Origin of the sequence: Parvibaculum sp. (assembly GCF_035511255.1) — a bacterium.
GTDB lineage: Bacteria > Pseudomonadota > Alphaproteobacteria > Parvibaculales > Parvibaculaceae > Parvibaculum.
In genome coordinates, this window is the sequence record NZ_DATKFR010000158.1 from 1 (window position 1) to 14,365 (window position 14,365).

The window sequence follows — 14,365 nt, forward strand, 5'->3', positions numbered from 1 at the left end:
GGATCGGCCTCGAATTCGGCAATGATTTTCGGCACCGCCTCCCACATGTCGAGGCTGACGGCGTTCAACCGCTCCGGATTGTTGAAGATCATCCAGCCGATCGCGCCGTCTTTCTCGGCGATCATGCGAGGCGTGGGGGAGGGCATGGGGGCTCCTTGCGGATTTGAAGGTGGCGCATTCTGCCCAACCCGACCCCAAGTGTCATCCCGGCGCATGCCGGGACCCAGGGGCGGCTAGCACTGAGCCATTGGCCCCTGGGCCCCGGCACAAGGCCGGGGTGACAGATTTTGATCTCAAACCGGCGCGACGCATTCCATGCGGGGTTCGTGGACCGGCGGGAGATTGTCCTTCAGATCGGCAAGGAGATCGGATTTGATCGTCTTGTAGGCCGGATCGTTCCATAGGTTCCGCCATTGCTGCGGATCGTTCCCGTGGTCATAGAGCTCGCCCTCGGTGCCGTCGTAAAGCGTGCCGGGGAGATACGCCGTGATCGTGTAGCCGTCGCGATAGATGGTACGGAGCCCTACGGTCGTCCCATCGACATGGGTGCAGTCCCATTCGGTGAAGACACGTTCGCGCTTCTGGCGGGCGGCGTCCGCATCGGATTGGGGGAGCGGCTTTCCCTGCATCCATTCGGCGACCGGCAGTCCCGCGATTTCGCAGAAGGTCGGTGCGAGGTCGATCTGCCCGACGGGTGCCTTGACGCTCGTCGGCGCGACCTTCGCCGATTTCGCTGGTCTCCAGATGAAGGGAAGACGCATCAGCGCATCGACGTGATAGGGGCCCTTGAAGAGCAGGCCGAATTCGCCCTGAAACTCGCCGTGGTCGGTCGTGAAGATGACATCGACATCGTCGCCCCAGCCGCGCTTTTCGATCGTCGCCATGATCTTCGCCACCGCCTCGTCGATCAACTCGTTCTCGACATGGGTGAAGGCGTTGATCTCGCGCACCTGATCGGCGGTCATGTCCTTCGCGCGGAAGTCCGGCGGCGCTTCGTAATTGGTGACGCGCTCGCCCGTATACCATTCCATCCAATGGCGCGGTTTGCCGGCCAGGATCGCTTCGATCTTTTCCTTCGAGCCTGGATAGAATTCCGGCATCGGCGTTTCGCGCCACGGATGCCGGCCGAGTTCCGACTTCGGCGGATCCCATGGGTGATGCGGATCGGGGAAGGAGACCCAGCAGAACCAGTCGTCGTCGGATTGGAGTCCGTCGAGCCAGGCGATGGTCCGGTCCGCCACCCAGTCGGTGTGGTAATGCTCGCGCGCGATGTCGTTGTAATGAAGCTGGCAACCGCCGGTCTCGCCGCCGCCTTCGGCATTGACCTGAAACTTGTCGTTGAGGTTGCGGTAGAACTTTCCGATCGCGTCCGGGTCGGTCTTTTTCAGCCACTCATTGTAGTGGAGGATCAGCGGCGAATGCGTCGCCATCTCCATGTGTTCGAAGCCGCGATGCGGGCCGTACTCGCCGACGCGCGCCATACGATTTTCGTAGAATTTCAGTTCGAGATCGAGAAAGGGCTCGAAATGCGCCTTGCCGATCAGCGCGGTGCGGTAACCGGCTTTTTCATGGAGGTATTGCGCGACGCTCGGTGCGTCGGCGGGAAGCGGCACGCCGTTCATCCAGACGCCGTGCGTGGACACATATTGTCCGGTAATCATGGTCGAGCGCGCCGGCATGCAGACCACGTTCTGGTTATGCGCGCGGGTGTAGTTGATGCCGTTCGTCGCCAGCGCGTCGATCGCCGGCGTACGGGCGACCTTCTGCCCATTCGCGCCGATGGCGTCGAAACGCATCTGGTCGGTGGTGATGAAAAGGATTTTCCGGCCCATAAGCGTCCTCCCGCGATGCCTTCTATATTAATGTTTATCATTAAAGCATCGGGAGGGAACGCGCCAGACCGTTCTATTCCTCGCCCTTGAGGAAATGGATCATCGCGGGGAAGGCCTCGCGATCCTGAATCATGAACATGTGTCCGCCCTCGAAGAAGCGCAGTTCGGAGCCCCTGATGCGGCCCGCCATTTTCTCCTGCGTCGCGGGAAGCGCGATGCCGTCATGGCGGCCGGCGCAGATGAGCGTGGGGCAATGAATCTGCCCGAGCCGGTCCCAGGTGTCGTGTTTCGCACGCGCCTCGAGTTGACGGTGGCGACCCATGGCCATGCCAGGTTCATCCGCATAGGGATCGTTCGAGGCGAAGGCGACCATCGCCTCGTACTGTTCGGGATGCGCCTCGGCCCAGGCGGCGTCGTACCGCGTATCGGAAATCGGGATCATGTGGCGCGCCCGCGCTTCGCCCTTCAGATGCTCGATTTCGTGGAAGGGGAAGGAGGCGCCGCCCGCACCGCCGGGCGAGGTGCAGGCGAGCACGAGGCCTTCGACCATGTGGGGATGGTTGATGGCAAGTTCCTGTGCGACCATGCCGCCGAAGGAAACGCCGATGACGAGAGCCGAGCCCCAGCCGACGGCCTGCATCAGCCCGGCGGCATCTTCCCCGTAATCGGCCATGGAATAGGGACGGTCGGGTTTCGACGTCCGACCGAGGCCGCGCTGGTCATAAGCCAGCACGTCGAAATGTTTCGGCAACGGCCCGTCGAAAATATTGGGCTTCATGCGGAGGTCGCTGGCCGTGCCGGAAATGAACAGGAGGCGCGGGCCCTGGCCCTGGCGCTCATAGTAAACGTCGAGATCGCCGACTTTCGCGAAAGGCATAATAAAAGATATCCCCACTTATATTCCGAACGACTCAGACCATATCACTTGGAGCGGAGAGACTTGCGGGACGCATGGTCGCTTCGCCGGGGTGGGCCAGCGGGATGCTGGCCGGGGAGACCGGTGGGAAGCCGGTCTCGGCAGGGGGCAGCGGGACGCTGTTAGTTCTCTTGTTGAACTATCCCTTAACCGCTCCATATGCTAGTTTGTCGGCCCGAGTTTGTGGAATTGGCTGGCCCTGAGGGGCCATGGGATCGAGGAAGGAGCACCTGCATGTCGAAGCCGGTGGAACGCAATTATGCGGAAGCTCTGGCCGTCTGCGATCCCGTATGGGAGCGCATCCGGTCGGAAGCGCAGGAAATGGCCCAGAGCGAGCCCGCGCTGGCGAGCTTTCTCTATGCGACGGTTCTGAACCATCGTCAGTTCAACGCCTCGCTCGCCTATCACCTCGCGCAGAAGCTCGGGAACACGGAAATCCGGGCGATGCAGCTTCGCGAGATTTTCGACGAGGCGCTGGCCGACGCGCCGGATATCGGCGATGCGGCACGGGCCGATATCGTCGCCTATTACGACCGCGATCCGGCATGCCATTCCTATGTCCAGCCGCTTCTGTTCTTCAAGGGCTACCACGCGCTGCAGACGCATCGCATCGCGCATTGGCTCTGGATGAAGGGCCGCCGCGCCATGGCGCTCTATCTGCAGAACCGGATTTCGGACCTCTTCGCGGTCGATATCCACCCGGCGGCGAAGATCGGCCGCGGCGTCTTCATCGACCATGCGACCGGCATCGTCATCGGCGAAACGGCGGTGGTCGACGACGACGTCTCGATGCTCCACGGCGTGACGCTGGGCGGCACCGGCAAGGAAACCGGCGACCGCCACCCGAAGGTCCGCCGCGGCGTCCTCATCAGCGTCGGCGCCAAGGTGCTCGGCAACATCGTCATCGGCGAATATAGCCGCATCGGCGCGGGCAGCGTCGTGCTGCACGACGTTCCGGCCCATTGCACGGCTGTCGGCGTCCCGGCCAAGATCGTCGGTTGCGCGGGCTGCGACAAGCCGAGCCACGAGATGGATCACATCATCGGCGAAGAGAAGGGCGGGGCGGAGTAACTCCGCCTTACGGCAACCGGTCCTTCAGCGTATACCAGAGCACGCCGGCCAGTAGCCCCGGATAGCGCAACAATGTGCCGCCGGGGAAGATCGGCACCTTGATGTCGGCCATCCAGTCGAAACGTTCGGCTTGTCCCGCGACGGCTTCCGCCAGGAGCTTGCCGGCGAGCGTCGCGATGTTGATGCCCTGGCCCGAATAGCCCTGCGCATAGAAAACGTTCGGCGCGAGGCGGCCGAAATCCGGGATGCGCGGCATGGTGATGGCGAGTGTGCCGCTCCAGGCATAATCGATCTGCACATCCTTCAGTTGCGGGAAGACGCGCAGCATCGGCTTTCGCACGAAGGCAGCGAGATCGCGTGGTAACCGGCCCGAATAATTCTCGCCGCCACCGAAGAGGAGTCGATGATCGGCGGAGAGCCGGTAGTAGTCGATAACGAACTTCGTATCCTGCACGCCGACATCGTCGCGGATGAGCGCGCGCGCGGCGGCCTCGCCGAGCGGTTCGGTGGCGAGGATGAAATTGTTGACCGGCATGATGCGGCCCGCGATACGGGGCTCGAGCTTCCCGAGATAGCCATTGCAGGCGATGACGACATGCCGCGCGGTGACGGAGCCCTTGGCCGTTGCGACGCGGGCCGGATCGGTCCTGGCAATGTCGAGCACACGGGAATTCTCGAATATCCGTACGCCCTTTGCCGCGGCCGCCCGCGCCAAACCGAGGCAGTAGTTGAGCGGATGAAGATGCGCGGCGCCCAGGTCGAGAATGCCGCCATGATAGCGCGTCGTCGCCACCATCTCGTGGATCTCGTCGCGCGGCACATAGCGCAGCGTCGTGACGCCGTATTCCCGCGCCATGTGCTCGACCTCGGCGCGCATCTCCGGCGCTTCGCGCTCCTTCCAGGCGGCGTGGAGGATGCCGGGCTTCAACTCGCAATCGATCTTGTGATCGGCGATGAGGTTCTTGACCGTCGCCAGTCCATCGATGGCGAGCGACCAGAGGCGATGCGCCCATTCGCGGCCGAGCATCTCTTCGAGCGTCTGCTGGTCCTTGCGATGCGTCGTGCCGAGCTGGCCGCCATTGCGACCCGAGGCACCCCAGCCGACGCGTTCGGCCTCCAGAACCGCGACGCTGTAGCCGCGTTCGGCGAGATGGAGCGCCGCGGAGAGGCCCGTATACCCCGCGCCGACAATGCAGACATCGGCGGTTTCGTCGCCGCGGAGGGCGGGATGGGCGACGAGGCCTTTCGCTGTCGCGAGGTAGTAGGATTCAGGATGGCCTTGCGGCATGAGAATGCTCAATCGATGTCGAAAACGATTTCCTCATGCGCGTCGGCATGAACGTCGTTGATGTCGAAGCAGGCTTCCCACGGTACGGAATCGCGCATCTCCTCAAGCCCGTCCGCGTCGTCCCACTCGCTGTAGAAGGCGACCGTCTTGCCGTCGCTGCCGGTGAGAAGGCGCGCATGCCGTAGCCCGGCGGGTGGCGAACGGTCGAGCTCGCGCTCCTTGTAGGCGCGGAGCTGCGTCAGAATGTCTCCGGGTTTCGAGGTCTTGTAGCGAAGCAGATAGGCGACGGCCATGACGTTTCCTGTAAGGGTTGTTTGAAGCTCTATAGCACGGCGCGGCGTCTCTTTCCTCCTTTGCGGAAGACCGGGAAAACGCCAGAATGCCGCAAAACAAAAACTTGCAACGGGAGAGACGGATGGGACGGGTCGAAGGCAAGGTCGCGATCGTGACGGGCGCGGCCAAGGGTATTGGCGCGGCAAGCGCGAAGGCGCTGGCGCGGGAAGGGGCGAAGGTCATCTGCTCCGATCTCGACGAAACCGCAGGCGAGGCACTCGCGGCCGAAATTCAGCGGATGGGCGGCGAAGCCGTCTTCGCACGCCATGACGTGGTCGACGAGAGCCAGTGGGAACGTGTGACGAAGCTCGCCGAGGACCGCTATGGCGGGCTTCACATCCTCGTCAACAATGCCGGCATCGCACCCGAAGGCGGACCCATCGAGGACAAGACGCTCGAAGATTGGCGTCACACCATCGCCGTCGATCTCGACAGCGTCTTTCTCGGCTGCAAACACGGTATACGCACCATCAAGAAGACGACAGCAAAGGGCGGCTCGGGGTCGATCATCAATCTGTCGTCGATCCTCGGGCTGGTCGGATCGGCGAACGCCGCCGACTATGTGGCGGCGAAAGGCGGCGTCCGTCTGCTCACCAAGGCGGTCGCGCTCGAATGCGCCGCGGCCGGCTACCGCATTCGCGTCAATTCGGTGCATCCGGGCTATATCGACACGCCGATGGTGCGCGCCGTCGTCGACCGGGGCATGCCGGGTCTCGCGCAAAGCGGTAACGAAGTCGTGGAGCTCCTGACCATGCTGCATCCGATCGGCCGGCTCGGCGCCGCCGAGGAAATCGCCAATACCATTCTTTTCCTCGCGTCCGACGAATCTTCCTTCACCACGGGGACGGAACTCGTCGTCGATGGCGGTTACACTGCCCGTTGAAGGATGGTTTGCGCCTGGGCCCGCAAGCCGCTAAAACCTCGTTCATGCGAGGGCAAGCGGGCCCGCGCGACTGACGATTGGAGACGGATTTGGACAAGACCGAAATCAAGCGCATCGAAGCCTATCTGCGCGAGAAGTTCCGCCTGCCTTCGATCACGGTCACGAAGCGGCCGCAGAAGGACGATTCCTGCGAAGTGAATATCGGCGAGGAATTCATCGGCGTGATCTTCAAGGACGAGGAAGACGGCGAAGTCTCCTATGCCTTCCAGATGGCGATCCTGGATATCGATCTGCCGGAGTGAGCTGTCCGGCCTCGCCCTTCGAGATCCGTCTCGAAGGGACCCCGACCCTCAATCCGCGATCGTGCCTTCGAGATCGCTCGGCAATCCGGGAGCCTCGAATGAGGTGACGAGCCGGATGAGCAACTCGTCGATCCGCTGCCATTGATCGAGATGCGCGCGCTTGTAGCGATAGGTGAGCGCGAGGTTCTGCGTCAGCAAGAGGCTGCGCGTGCAGTTCGGACTGACGATGAGCGGCGTCGTCCGTTGGCACGTGATGAGGACGAGCCTGCCGTCGGTATCGGTGCCGACCAGCAAATCCTGATCCTTGTAGCCGGAGTCCGCCCTGAAGCCGAATTTCTCGAGCCCGTTCCGCAATTTTTCGGGCGGCGTGGAGGCGAGGTATTTCGAATAGACCTCCTTTAGCCGCCGTTCGGCCGGTAGCATCGCGGCCGACTCTCGCAGGGTGAAGAAGGTGACCGTTGCCTCCGGCGTGTTGTCGGTGAATTCCGCCTGTCGTTCCGGCACGTAAGGCGCGAAGTCGGGCAGCAACGCGTGCATCGCGACTTCAGGCTGCGCGCCGCCGCTGCGTTGCGAGGGATAGCGCGTATAATTTTCGGGAATGAGAAAGCGCGTACCGCCGATCACGGCCTCGACGCGCCGTGTCGCGGCGCTGGCCTTCGGATCGTGGCCGAGAATCTCGCCGGGCGTCGGACCGAAGTAGTAGTAGAGGAAGGCCCCGGAGAAACTCAGTACAGCGAGAATGACGAGAACCGGTAGAATCCAGGCCGGACGTTCGTGAACGAGTTCCCCGCCCGATTGCTTCTGCCGCGCCACTCCATCGTCCCCCGAAACATGCGCCCTGACTCTGGCGACATAGTAGCGACGCCGCTCTAACGGACAATGACTGTCTCGCCCTGAAACGGGCCGACGACGCAATCCGGCACGCCGTGACCGGCCGACTTTACGAGACTTTTTCTAACTCACTGAAAATAAAGGAGTTTTTTAAACGCTCCGCAATCCGGTGCGGCTGGTATGCGGCTTGCGGACAGGAGCCGAGAAAGCGGGGCACCCGCAATGTGCGGCAGGGGTTTGGGTAAGACATGTCTGAATGGTTGGCGTTTTTCTTTTCGGTTTCGACGGGCTTCGTGGCGGCGGGCCTCGTGGGCAGCATCTATCGTCTCGTCACGAGCAAGCCACCGAGTTTTCAGGTTTGGTCGGAATCGACCGTTGGACAGTTCGTGGGGGTGCTGACGCTGATCTTCGCCGGGCCGAACGTCATCCTCCGCAACGCGTTAAGGGCCCAGGTCTTCGAGAACAGACCGCCGGTATGGCTGCTGCTCTCGGCGGCGATCGCGATGATCTGGAGCTTTCTTTCCGGCGTCTTTCTATTGAGCTTCCTGCTCGCGGCCTGAACCTCAGGCCGCCCGCCTGCGTCTCAGTCTGCTGCCCAGCGAGCCGATGAAGGCGGCACCGATCGCCGCGATGAAGGCCCAGGCCCAACCGGCGGCCCACAGGATCAGGTTGGCGACCGTCTTGAAGGCACGAAGGCTGGTCTTTCCCGTCAGTTCGACGATGCCGCGCGTTTTTGTACCAAGCTTGCCGCCCATTTTTGAGAGGTGAGCGAGATCGTCACCGCTCTCCACATATTTCATCAGCCGCACAGACTCCGCCGGCCCTACGCTCTTTTCGAGTGCCGCAATGTCACCGAAGACAGGCGTGAGCTTTGCCATCGAAACGCCATTCGCGTAATCGGCGACCGCGTGGCGCGTCGCCGACGTATCGGCGAGATTGACGGTTTTGAGCGTGCCTCTGAGCTTTTCGAAATTGACCGCCTCGCCGACGAGCCGCGTCATGTCGCGCGTGAAACGCACGGTCAGCGTGCCGGCTTTCTTCGCCACCTTGAGGAGCGATACGCCGATCTTCGCCGGCAGTGCACCGCCGCCGGTGGCGATGGTCGCGGTCGTTGCCGCGAGGCCGACGACGGAGAGGCCGAGGACGAGCTGCGAATAATCCTCGCCGTTGATGAGTTTCGTTCCCTCCGAACCTATGTCGCGTACGTCGCCGACCACGGTGAGATCGGAGGTGATGGCGCCCATGAAGGAGGCTGTGTCGCTACCTTCGCCGGAGACGAAGCCCTCGAAGAACCCGCCTGTGTTGCGCATGATCGCGCGGCCAAGCGTCTTTTCGTGGGCGAGGCGCGACGCTGTGCCGGGTTCGATCGTGACCTCCATGTAGTCGGCAATGTCCGAATACATGATGGCGTCATCGTAATTGCCCGCGTCGAGCGCCCGGTCGATGCGCTGGCTGAGGTCGGAGCCGCTGGTCCGCTGCGCAAGTTCGGCTCGAATAAAGGGGTCGGCGGGGATGGCGTCCTCCGACACATAGCCATCGAGAAGACCATATTGAAAGGCCAGAATGAAGAGGATGGGGACGACCAGGATGAAAATCAGAATGTCCAGGAATATCCTCATACGGTGAAATCTCCGGGTGCCGACGGTGCTGACTTCAGCTTGCGGCATCGGATGCATATGCGCAACCTCGCAGCGACCTCATCCGCCGATCAGACCGCCCTTCTTTTCGCGGATCGCGAGGACGGAGGGGCGGGGTGGCATGTCGGCCGCGAAATCGGGCCAGCGTGTCGCGGGATCGTTGAAGGTCGAGGCACGTCTGAAACCTTCGAAATCCTCCGTGCCGTCGGCGGCCGGATGCTGGACGGCGACGAAGAGCGTCGTCGAATCTGGTGTAAAGCAGGGCCCGCACATCTCGGCGCCGACCGGCACACGAAAGAAGCGTCGCGCGGTGCCGCGTCCATTGCCATCGGTTTGCAGCGCGAAGATGCCATCGGCGGCGCCCGAGGTTTCGCTCCATTTCTCGCCCTGATCGGTCGCGACCCAGAGCCTTCCCTTGCCATCGACCGCGAGATTGTCCGGGCAGGCAAACCAGCCGTCCCCGGTCGTCGCCTCGTTCCATTGGGCTTTCACATCGGGCTTCGCCGGGTCGCCGCAGGCGACGAGGAGCGTCCAGGAGAAACGTTCCGAACCGTGGTCGCCGTCCTCCGGCGCGATCTCGACAATCTGTCCCCAGAGATTCTTCGCGCGCGAATTGACGCTGTCGACTTTGTCCGCCGTACGTTTCGCGTTGTTGGTGAGGGCGACATAGATTCTCTGTGTCAGCGGATCCGGCTGCACGTCCTCCGGTCGGTCGAGCGGCGTCGCACCCAGAATGTCAGCGGCACGCCGCGCCTCGATCAGAACATCGGCCTGTGAGGCGAAGCCATGCGATGCATCGAGACCGTTCTGTCCATGGACGAGCGGACGCCATATCCCGGTTCCGTCCTGCTCGAAGCGGGCGACATAAAGCGTGCCCTCGTCGAGGAGACCGCGATTGGCGGCGCGATCCTTGGTGTCGAATTTCGCGGCGCTGACAAATTTATAGAGATATTCGAACTGCTGATCGTCGCCCATATAGATCGCGAGGCGGCCGTCCTTCGTCGCGGCATTCTCGCAGCCTTCATGCTTGAAGCGGCCGAGAGCGGTGTGCTTGCGGGGCGCTGCCGCCGGGTCGAGAGGATCGACCTCGACCACCCAGCCGAAGCGATTGGCTTCATTCGGCTCCTTGCCGATGTCGAAACGGTCGTGGAACCGCGCCCAGCCCATCTTGTCGCCGGGAATGCCCATGCGCTTGTAATTCGCCTCTTCCGGGTGGCCGTCCGGCAGCGTGCCCGCGAAATAGATGTTCACATTCTCCTCGGCCATCAGATAGGTGCCCCAGGGCGTCACGCCGCCGGCGCAATTGTTGACGGTGCCGATGACACGCTTGCCTTTGGGGTCGGCGGCGGTCCTGAGGCGGTCGTGGCCGGCTGCCGGGCCGGCGATCTCGATTTCCGTGTCGAGTGCGGTTATGCGGCGATTATACGCGCCGCCGGGGACCGGTCTCCATTTGCCGCCCGCGTCGCGCCCGATCTCGACGATCGTGCCGCCATGGGCAGCCATCAGCACGTCAACCTGCTCCGCGCTGGCGGCCATCGCGTCGGTCAGGTCCGGAAACATCAAGTCGGCGTTGGTGTATTCGTGATTGACGCAGAGGAGGCCATGGTCGCTCGCGCCGGACCCGTAGGGCAGGGGCACGAAGCCGACATAGTCGTTGTTGTAGCCGAACTGTCGCCGCTGCCCGTCGGCCGTCTGGTTCTGGGGATCGAAGGCGGGGGCGTCCACGAGCACCGCATCGCCCCAGCGGATCAGGATGTCGGCGTCGTAGCCCTCGGCGACATGATGCGTCTGGTCGACACCGCGCGCGAGCTCCTTGAAGTTGAAGCCCCTGGCGGCCGGCTTGTCGCAGGCGCCGAGCGCGACGAGGCTCGTCGATGTCGTGGCGAAGAGACCCGCCGCACCGAGACCCTTCAGGATCGTCCGCCGCGACCAGAGGTCGCCGAGCGACGGCGCCATGTCGCGCGGCACGGCCGTGTCGTCCACGGCCTCGATTTCGGTCTCGAAAGACTTCCGCTGCGTCATGATTGTCCCCTCTGGCTTGTCAGCAATACCTAGGGTGCGTGCATTGCAGCTTTGTGACGGCGCGGCTCGTCTCCGGCGACGAGCCGTGCCATATTCGCCTAAACGGCATCCCATATTCGAGGACAAGACGAATGGCTATCTATGCGCTGGGCGGTACGCAGCCCATCCTTCCGCCGCAGGGCGAATATTGGGTCGCGCCGAATGCGCAGGTCATGGGCAATGTGAAGCTCGCTCGCAATGCGAGCGTCTGGTTCAACGCCGTCATCCGCGGCGATAACGAACTCATCAGCATCGGCGAGAATTCGAATGTGCAAGACGGCTCGGTGCTGCACACCGACCCGGGTTCGCCGCTCACCATCGGCCCCAACGTCACGATCGGCCACATGGTCATGTTGCATGGCTGCACGATCGGCGAAGGCAGTCTCGTCGGCATCGGCAGTATCGTGATGAACGGCACCAGGATCGGAAAATGCTGCCTCATCGGCGCGAACACGCTGATCCCGGAAGGCAAGGACATTCCCGACTATTCGATGGTGCTCGGCGCGCCGGGCAAGGTCGTGCGGACATTGACGGAAGAGCAGGGCGCGGCGTTGCGCCTCTCCTCCGATCATTATGTCGAGAACTGGAAACGCTATGCGCGCGAGCTGACGCTCGTCGGCTGAAGGAACAAGAAAACACCAGGGAGAACATCATGAGCAAAGCTCAAGAGAAGACGGCAGCCCCGCAGGAAGTGCTTTACGACGTCTTGGAACATATCGCGACGATCACGCTCAACGCGCCGGAGCGCATGAACACGATCTCGGGCCCGATGCTGGACCAGTTGACGGCGCGGCTGCTCGAAGCCAATGCCGACAAGAATGTGCGCGTCGTCATCCTGACGGGTGCGGGTCGCGCCTTCTGCGCCGGCCTCGACCTGCGGGCCATGACGGGAGGCGGCGGTGGCGGGACGGGCATTCTGAGCGGCAGCATTGTCTCGACCTCCCTTGATCTGCGCAACACGCCGCCGACGGTGCTGCACGAGATGGAGAAGCCGACCATCTGCGCGCTCAATGGCGGCGCGGCAGGCTACGGCATGGATACCGCGCTCGGCTGCGACATGCGCATCATGGCGAAGTCGGCGAAGCTCGCCGCCGCCTTCTGCAAGCGCGGCCTGGTGCCGGAATCGGGCGGCACGTGGTTCCTGCCGCGCCTGATCGGCTGGGAAAAGGCCGCGAAGCTCATTTTCACGGGGCGCACATTGTCCGCCGAGGAAAGCGTCGAATGGGGCCTTGCTTCGGAAGTTGTGCCGGACGAGGAGTTGATGCCGCGCGCCCGGGCGCTGGCGAAGGAAATCGCCGCCAATGCGCCGCTCGCGGTGCAGGCCGCAAAACGCATGATGCGCATGGGCCTTAACGAACCTTTCCCGGAACATGTGCATCATGTCTATCTGCAGCTTCTGCCTCTGATGCGGACGGAAGACGTGAAGGAGGGCATGACCGCCTTCATGGAGAAGCGGCAACCGAATTTCGTGGGAAGATAGAGAGCTAAAGGGCAAAAGTGGGGCAGGGCATCCATCCGAGTTTACCTCCCCCCTTGAGGGGGAGGTCGATTGGCGCAGCCAATCGGGCGGGGGGGCTTCTGCGAAGGACTCTTTTCCGCGGCCTACCCCCCTCCCAACCCTCCCCCTCAAGGGGGGAGGGCTTCAAAAAAACGCATATCGCGGCTGCAATTCTTCTCGTCCTACTCTTGATCCCAGCCGCAGCCGCGCACGCTGCCGGCTTCAGCGGCAATTTCAACGGCATCGCCACTGCCGCCGGCATGACGCTCAATCTGCAGGAGGTGGGCGGCCGCGTCGTCGGGCGGCTCAGCCTGCCTGGGGGGCAGAGCTACGCGCTCAACGGCGAGCGCAATGCGAAGGGTGCGCAAGGAACGCTGCGGGCCGGATCGGCGGCCGACAGCACCGCTTTCTTCCGCCTTGAGGAGCGCCCGCTCGGCGTCCAGTTCCTCTTCATCCCGCTCAAGGCCGACGGCGGTCCGAATGTCATAGAGGCGCACGACTATTCCTTTGTTGCCGAAGGTGTTGCCGTATCGGCGAAGACCAAGTTTCTCGCCGCGCCGCAGGCGAACGAGAAAATCGACGTGCTGCGCTTCATCGACGAATATCGTCAATGGGATCCACGCGACGTCGCGCGCATCTATGCGACGTTGGGAGAGCGGGATCGCGGCCTGATCCAGCTTTACGACCATGCCTCCGCCGATCTGCTCTGGCGGGTCTGCGCGGCGTCCGCGGCCGGTGCCGTCGTTGCCGGCGACACGCTTGCCGAATTGCTGGACCGTCAGCAGACGAACTGCGAAAGCTTTCTACCGCTCGTCGAAGCCGCGCAGAAGAAGGGGCTCTTTCCCGAATTCATCCGCCGTGCGCGGTTTCAGTTCGAGATCGTGCGCGAGACGATCGTCTGCGACCGCGGCCAGTCGTCGCCATCCAAATGCGCCGATGTAAGCGCACTCGGTGCGCCGCTGATCGTCAATTGGCGCGACGCTTCCTCGATCATGCGGGAGCTGGCGGGACTGCCTTTGTCGGCGTCGGTTGAGCAGACGCCCGACCAGCCATCAACCGACGAAGCCGCAGCGGGCGCGATGATACCTTATCCAGCTACCCGCGGATCGAAAGTGCAAATGCAGGACGTGCCTCTCCGCGCCGCGATCGTCGACGCGCCGGAAACATCGGCCGCGAAAACGCCATCGGGAAAACTGGGTGCCGCCGCGTTGAAGGCTTTCGTCGCGGCGCGCCGGCACGGTATCCGGCTGCCTTTGCCGGACCCGCGCCGCTGACATGCGTCAGTCCACCGCGACGAGTTCGATCGCGAAGGTGAGGTCCTGGCCCGCCAGCGGATGATTGGCGTCGAGCTGCACCGAGGTGTCGGTGAGTTCGGTCACCACCAGCGGAATTTCCCGCCCGTCGCCGCCGCTTGCGGTCAGCCGCATACCGAGAAAGAGCGCAAGCTCCGGCGGCAATTCGGAACGCGGCACATCCTGCACGAGGCGCGGATCGCGCTGGCCATAGGCTTCCTCGCTCGGAATAGTGAAGGTCTTGCGGTCGCCGACCTGCATGCCGATCACGGCGCTTTCGAAACCGGGAATGACGGCGGCACTGCCGAGCGTGAATTCGATGGGGTCGCTTTCGACGCTCGTGTCGAAGACAGAACCGTCGCTGAGCGTACCTGTGTAGTGAACCCTCACCGTATCGCCTGTTTCTGCTGCCACGGGTCTT

The 14,365-nt window shown here is 63.1% G+C and carries 14 protein-coding genes and 1 pseudogene; 7 read left to right on the forward strand and 8 right to left on the reverse strand.

Annotated elements, in window-relative coordinates; translation table 11 throughout:
• Window positions 1-293: 293 nt before the first annotated feature.
• Together VMR03_RS05640 and VMR03_RS05645 are read right to left on the reverse strand one after the other, a co-directional pair.
• Window positions 294-1,832 (reverse strand): sulfatase family protein, encoded by a 1,539-nt coding sequence (locus VMR03_RS05640; RefSeq protein ID WP_325403106.1) that lies wholly within the window; start codon window positions 1,830-1,832, stop codon window positions 294-296.
• A gap of 73 nt (window positions 1,833-1,905) precedes the next feature.
• Entirely contained in the window at window positions 1,906-2,709 is an 804-nt protein-coding gene (locus VMR03_RS05645) for an alpha/beta hydrolase (protein ID WP_325403108.1), read from the reverse strand.
• Window positions 2,710-2,982: 273 nt separating this feature from the next.
• Between VMR03_RS05645 and cysE the strand changes: the two genes are divergently transcribed.
• Window positions 2,983-3,819 carry a serine O-acetyltransferase gene (gene cysE, locus VMR03_RS05650; RefSeq protein ID WP_325403110.1) on the forward strand — a complete coding sequence of 279 codons (837 nt, stop codon included), beginning with the start codon at window positions 2,983-2,985 and terminating at the stop codon, window positions 3,817-3,819.
• Window positions 3,820-3,826: 7 nt separating this feature from the next.
• Here cysE and VMR03_RS05655 read toward each other — a convergent pair whose 3' ends face one another.
• Together VMR03_RS05655 and VMR03_RS05660 are read right to left on the reverse strand one after the other, a co-directional pair.
• Window positions 3,827-5,119 carry an FAD-binding oxidoreductase gene (locus tag VMR03_RS05655; RefSeq protein ID WP_325403112.1) on the reverse strand — a complete coding sequence of 431 codons (1,293 nt, stop codon included), beginning with the start codon at window positions 5,117-5,119 and terminating at the stop codon, window positions 3,827-3,829.
• Window positions 5,116-5,400 (reverse strand): hypothetical protein, encoded by a 285-nt coding sequence (locus VMR03_RS05660; RefSeq protein WP_325403114.1) that lies wholly within the window; start codon window positions 5,398-5,400, stop codon window positions 5,116-5,118. The genes VMR03_RS05655 and VMR03_RS05660 overlap by 4 nt, the downstream gene beginning before the upstream one ends.
• 122 nt (window positions 5,401-5,522) lie before the next feature.
• Between VMR03_RS05660 and VMR03_RS05665 the strand changes: the two genes are divergently transcribed.
• Entirely contained in the window at window positions 5,523-6,323 is an 801-nt protein-coding gene (locus VMR03_RS05665) for a glucose 1-dehydrogenase (RefSeq protein ID WP_325403116.1), read from the forward strand.
• A gap of 89 nt (window positions 6,324-6,412) precedes the next feature.
• Window positions 6,413-6,625 (forward strand): DUF3126 family protein, encoded by a 213-nt coding sequence (locus VMR03_RS05670; protein ID WP_325403118.1) that lies wholly within the window; start codon window positions 6,413-6,415, stop codon window positions 6,623-6,625.
• A gap of 48 nt (window positions 6,626-6,673) precedes the next feature.
• On the opposite strand, the gene VMR03_RS05675 is transcribed toward VMR03_RS05670, so the two are convergent.
• Window positions 6,674-7,438, reverse strand: coding sequence for a hypothetical protein (locus tag VMR03_RS05675; protein WP_325403120.1), 765 nt, complete (start codon window positions 7,436-7,438; stop codon window positions 6,674-6,676).
• 266 nt (window positions 7,439-7,704) lie between these two features.
• Between VMR03_RS05675 and VMR03_RS05680 the strand changes: the two genes are divergently transcribed.
• Window positions 7,705-8,016 (forward strand): DUF6949 family protein, encoded by a 312-nt coding sequence (locus tag VMR03_RS05680; protein WP_325403122.1) that lies wholly within the window; start codon window positions 7,705-7,707, stop codon window positions 8,014-8,016.
• A gap of 3 nt (window positions 8,017-8,019) precedes the next feature.
• Here the strand turns inward: VMR03_RS05680 and VMR03_RS05685 are convergent, their stop codons facing one another.
• Together VMR03_RS05685 and VMR03_RS05690 are read right to left on the reverse strand one after the other, a co-directional pair.
• Window positions 8,020-9,075: a hypothetical protein gene (locus tag VMR03_RS05685; protein WP_325403124.1), complete on the reverse strand. Its 1,056-nt coding sequence runs from the start codon at window positions 9,073-9,075 to the stop codon at window positions 8,020-8,022.
• A 78-nt stretch (window positions 9,076-9,153) separates the two neighbouring features.
• The gene (locus VMR03_RS05690; RefSeq protein WP_325403126.1) at window positions 9,154-11,115 is read right to left on the reverse strand and encodes a PhoX family phosphatase; all 1,962 of its coding nucleotides are present in this window, start codon (window positions 11,113-11,115) and stop codon (window positions 9,154-9,156) included.
• Window positions 11,116-11,504: 389 nt separating this feature from the next.
• Between VMR03_RS05690 and VMR03_RS18975 the strand changes: the two are divergent.
• From VMR03_RS18975 to VMR03_RS05705, 3 genes and pseudogenes are all read left to right on the forward strand, one after another.
• Window positions 11,505-11,603, forward strand: a pseudogene (locus tag VMR03_RS18975) (gamma carbonic anhydrase family protein); the annotation flags it as partial.
• A gap of 203 nt (window positions 11,604-11,806) precedes the next feature.
• Window positions 11,807-12,634 (forward strand): enoyl-CoA hydratase/isomerase family protein, encoded by an 828-nt coding sequence (locus tag VMR03_RS05700; RefSeq protein ID WP_325403130.1) that lies wholly within the window; start codon window positions 11,807-11,809, stop codon window positions 12,632-12,634.
• A 206-nt stretch (window positions 12,635-12,840) separates the two neighbouring features.
• Entirely contained in the window at window positions 12,841-13,926 is a 1,086-nt protein-coding gene (locus tag VMR03_RS05705) for a hypothetical protein (RefSeq protein ID WP_325403132.1), read from the forward strand.
• Between the two features lie 6 nt (window positions 13,927-13,932).
• Here VMR03_RS05705 and VMR03_RS05710 read toward each other — a convergent pair whose 3' ends face one another.
• Entirely contained in the window at window positions 13,933-14,358 is a 426-nt protein-coding gene (locus VMR03_RS05710) for a peptidylprolyl isomerase (protein ID WP_325403134.1), read from the reverse strand.
• Between the last annotated feature and the right edge of the window lie 7 nt (window positions 14,359-14,365).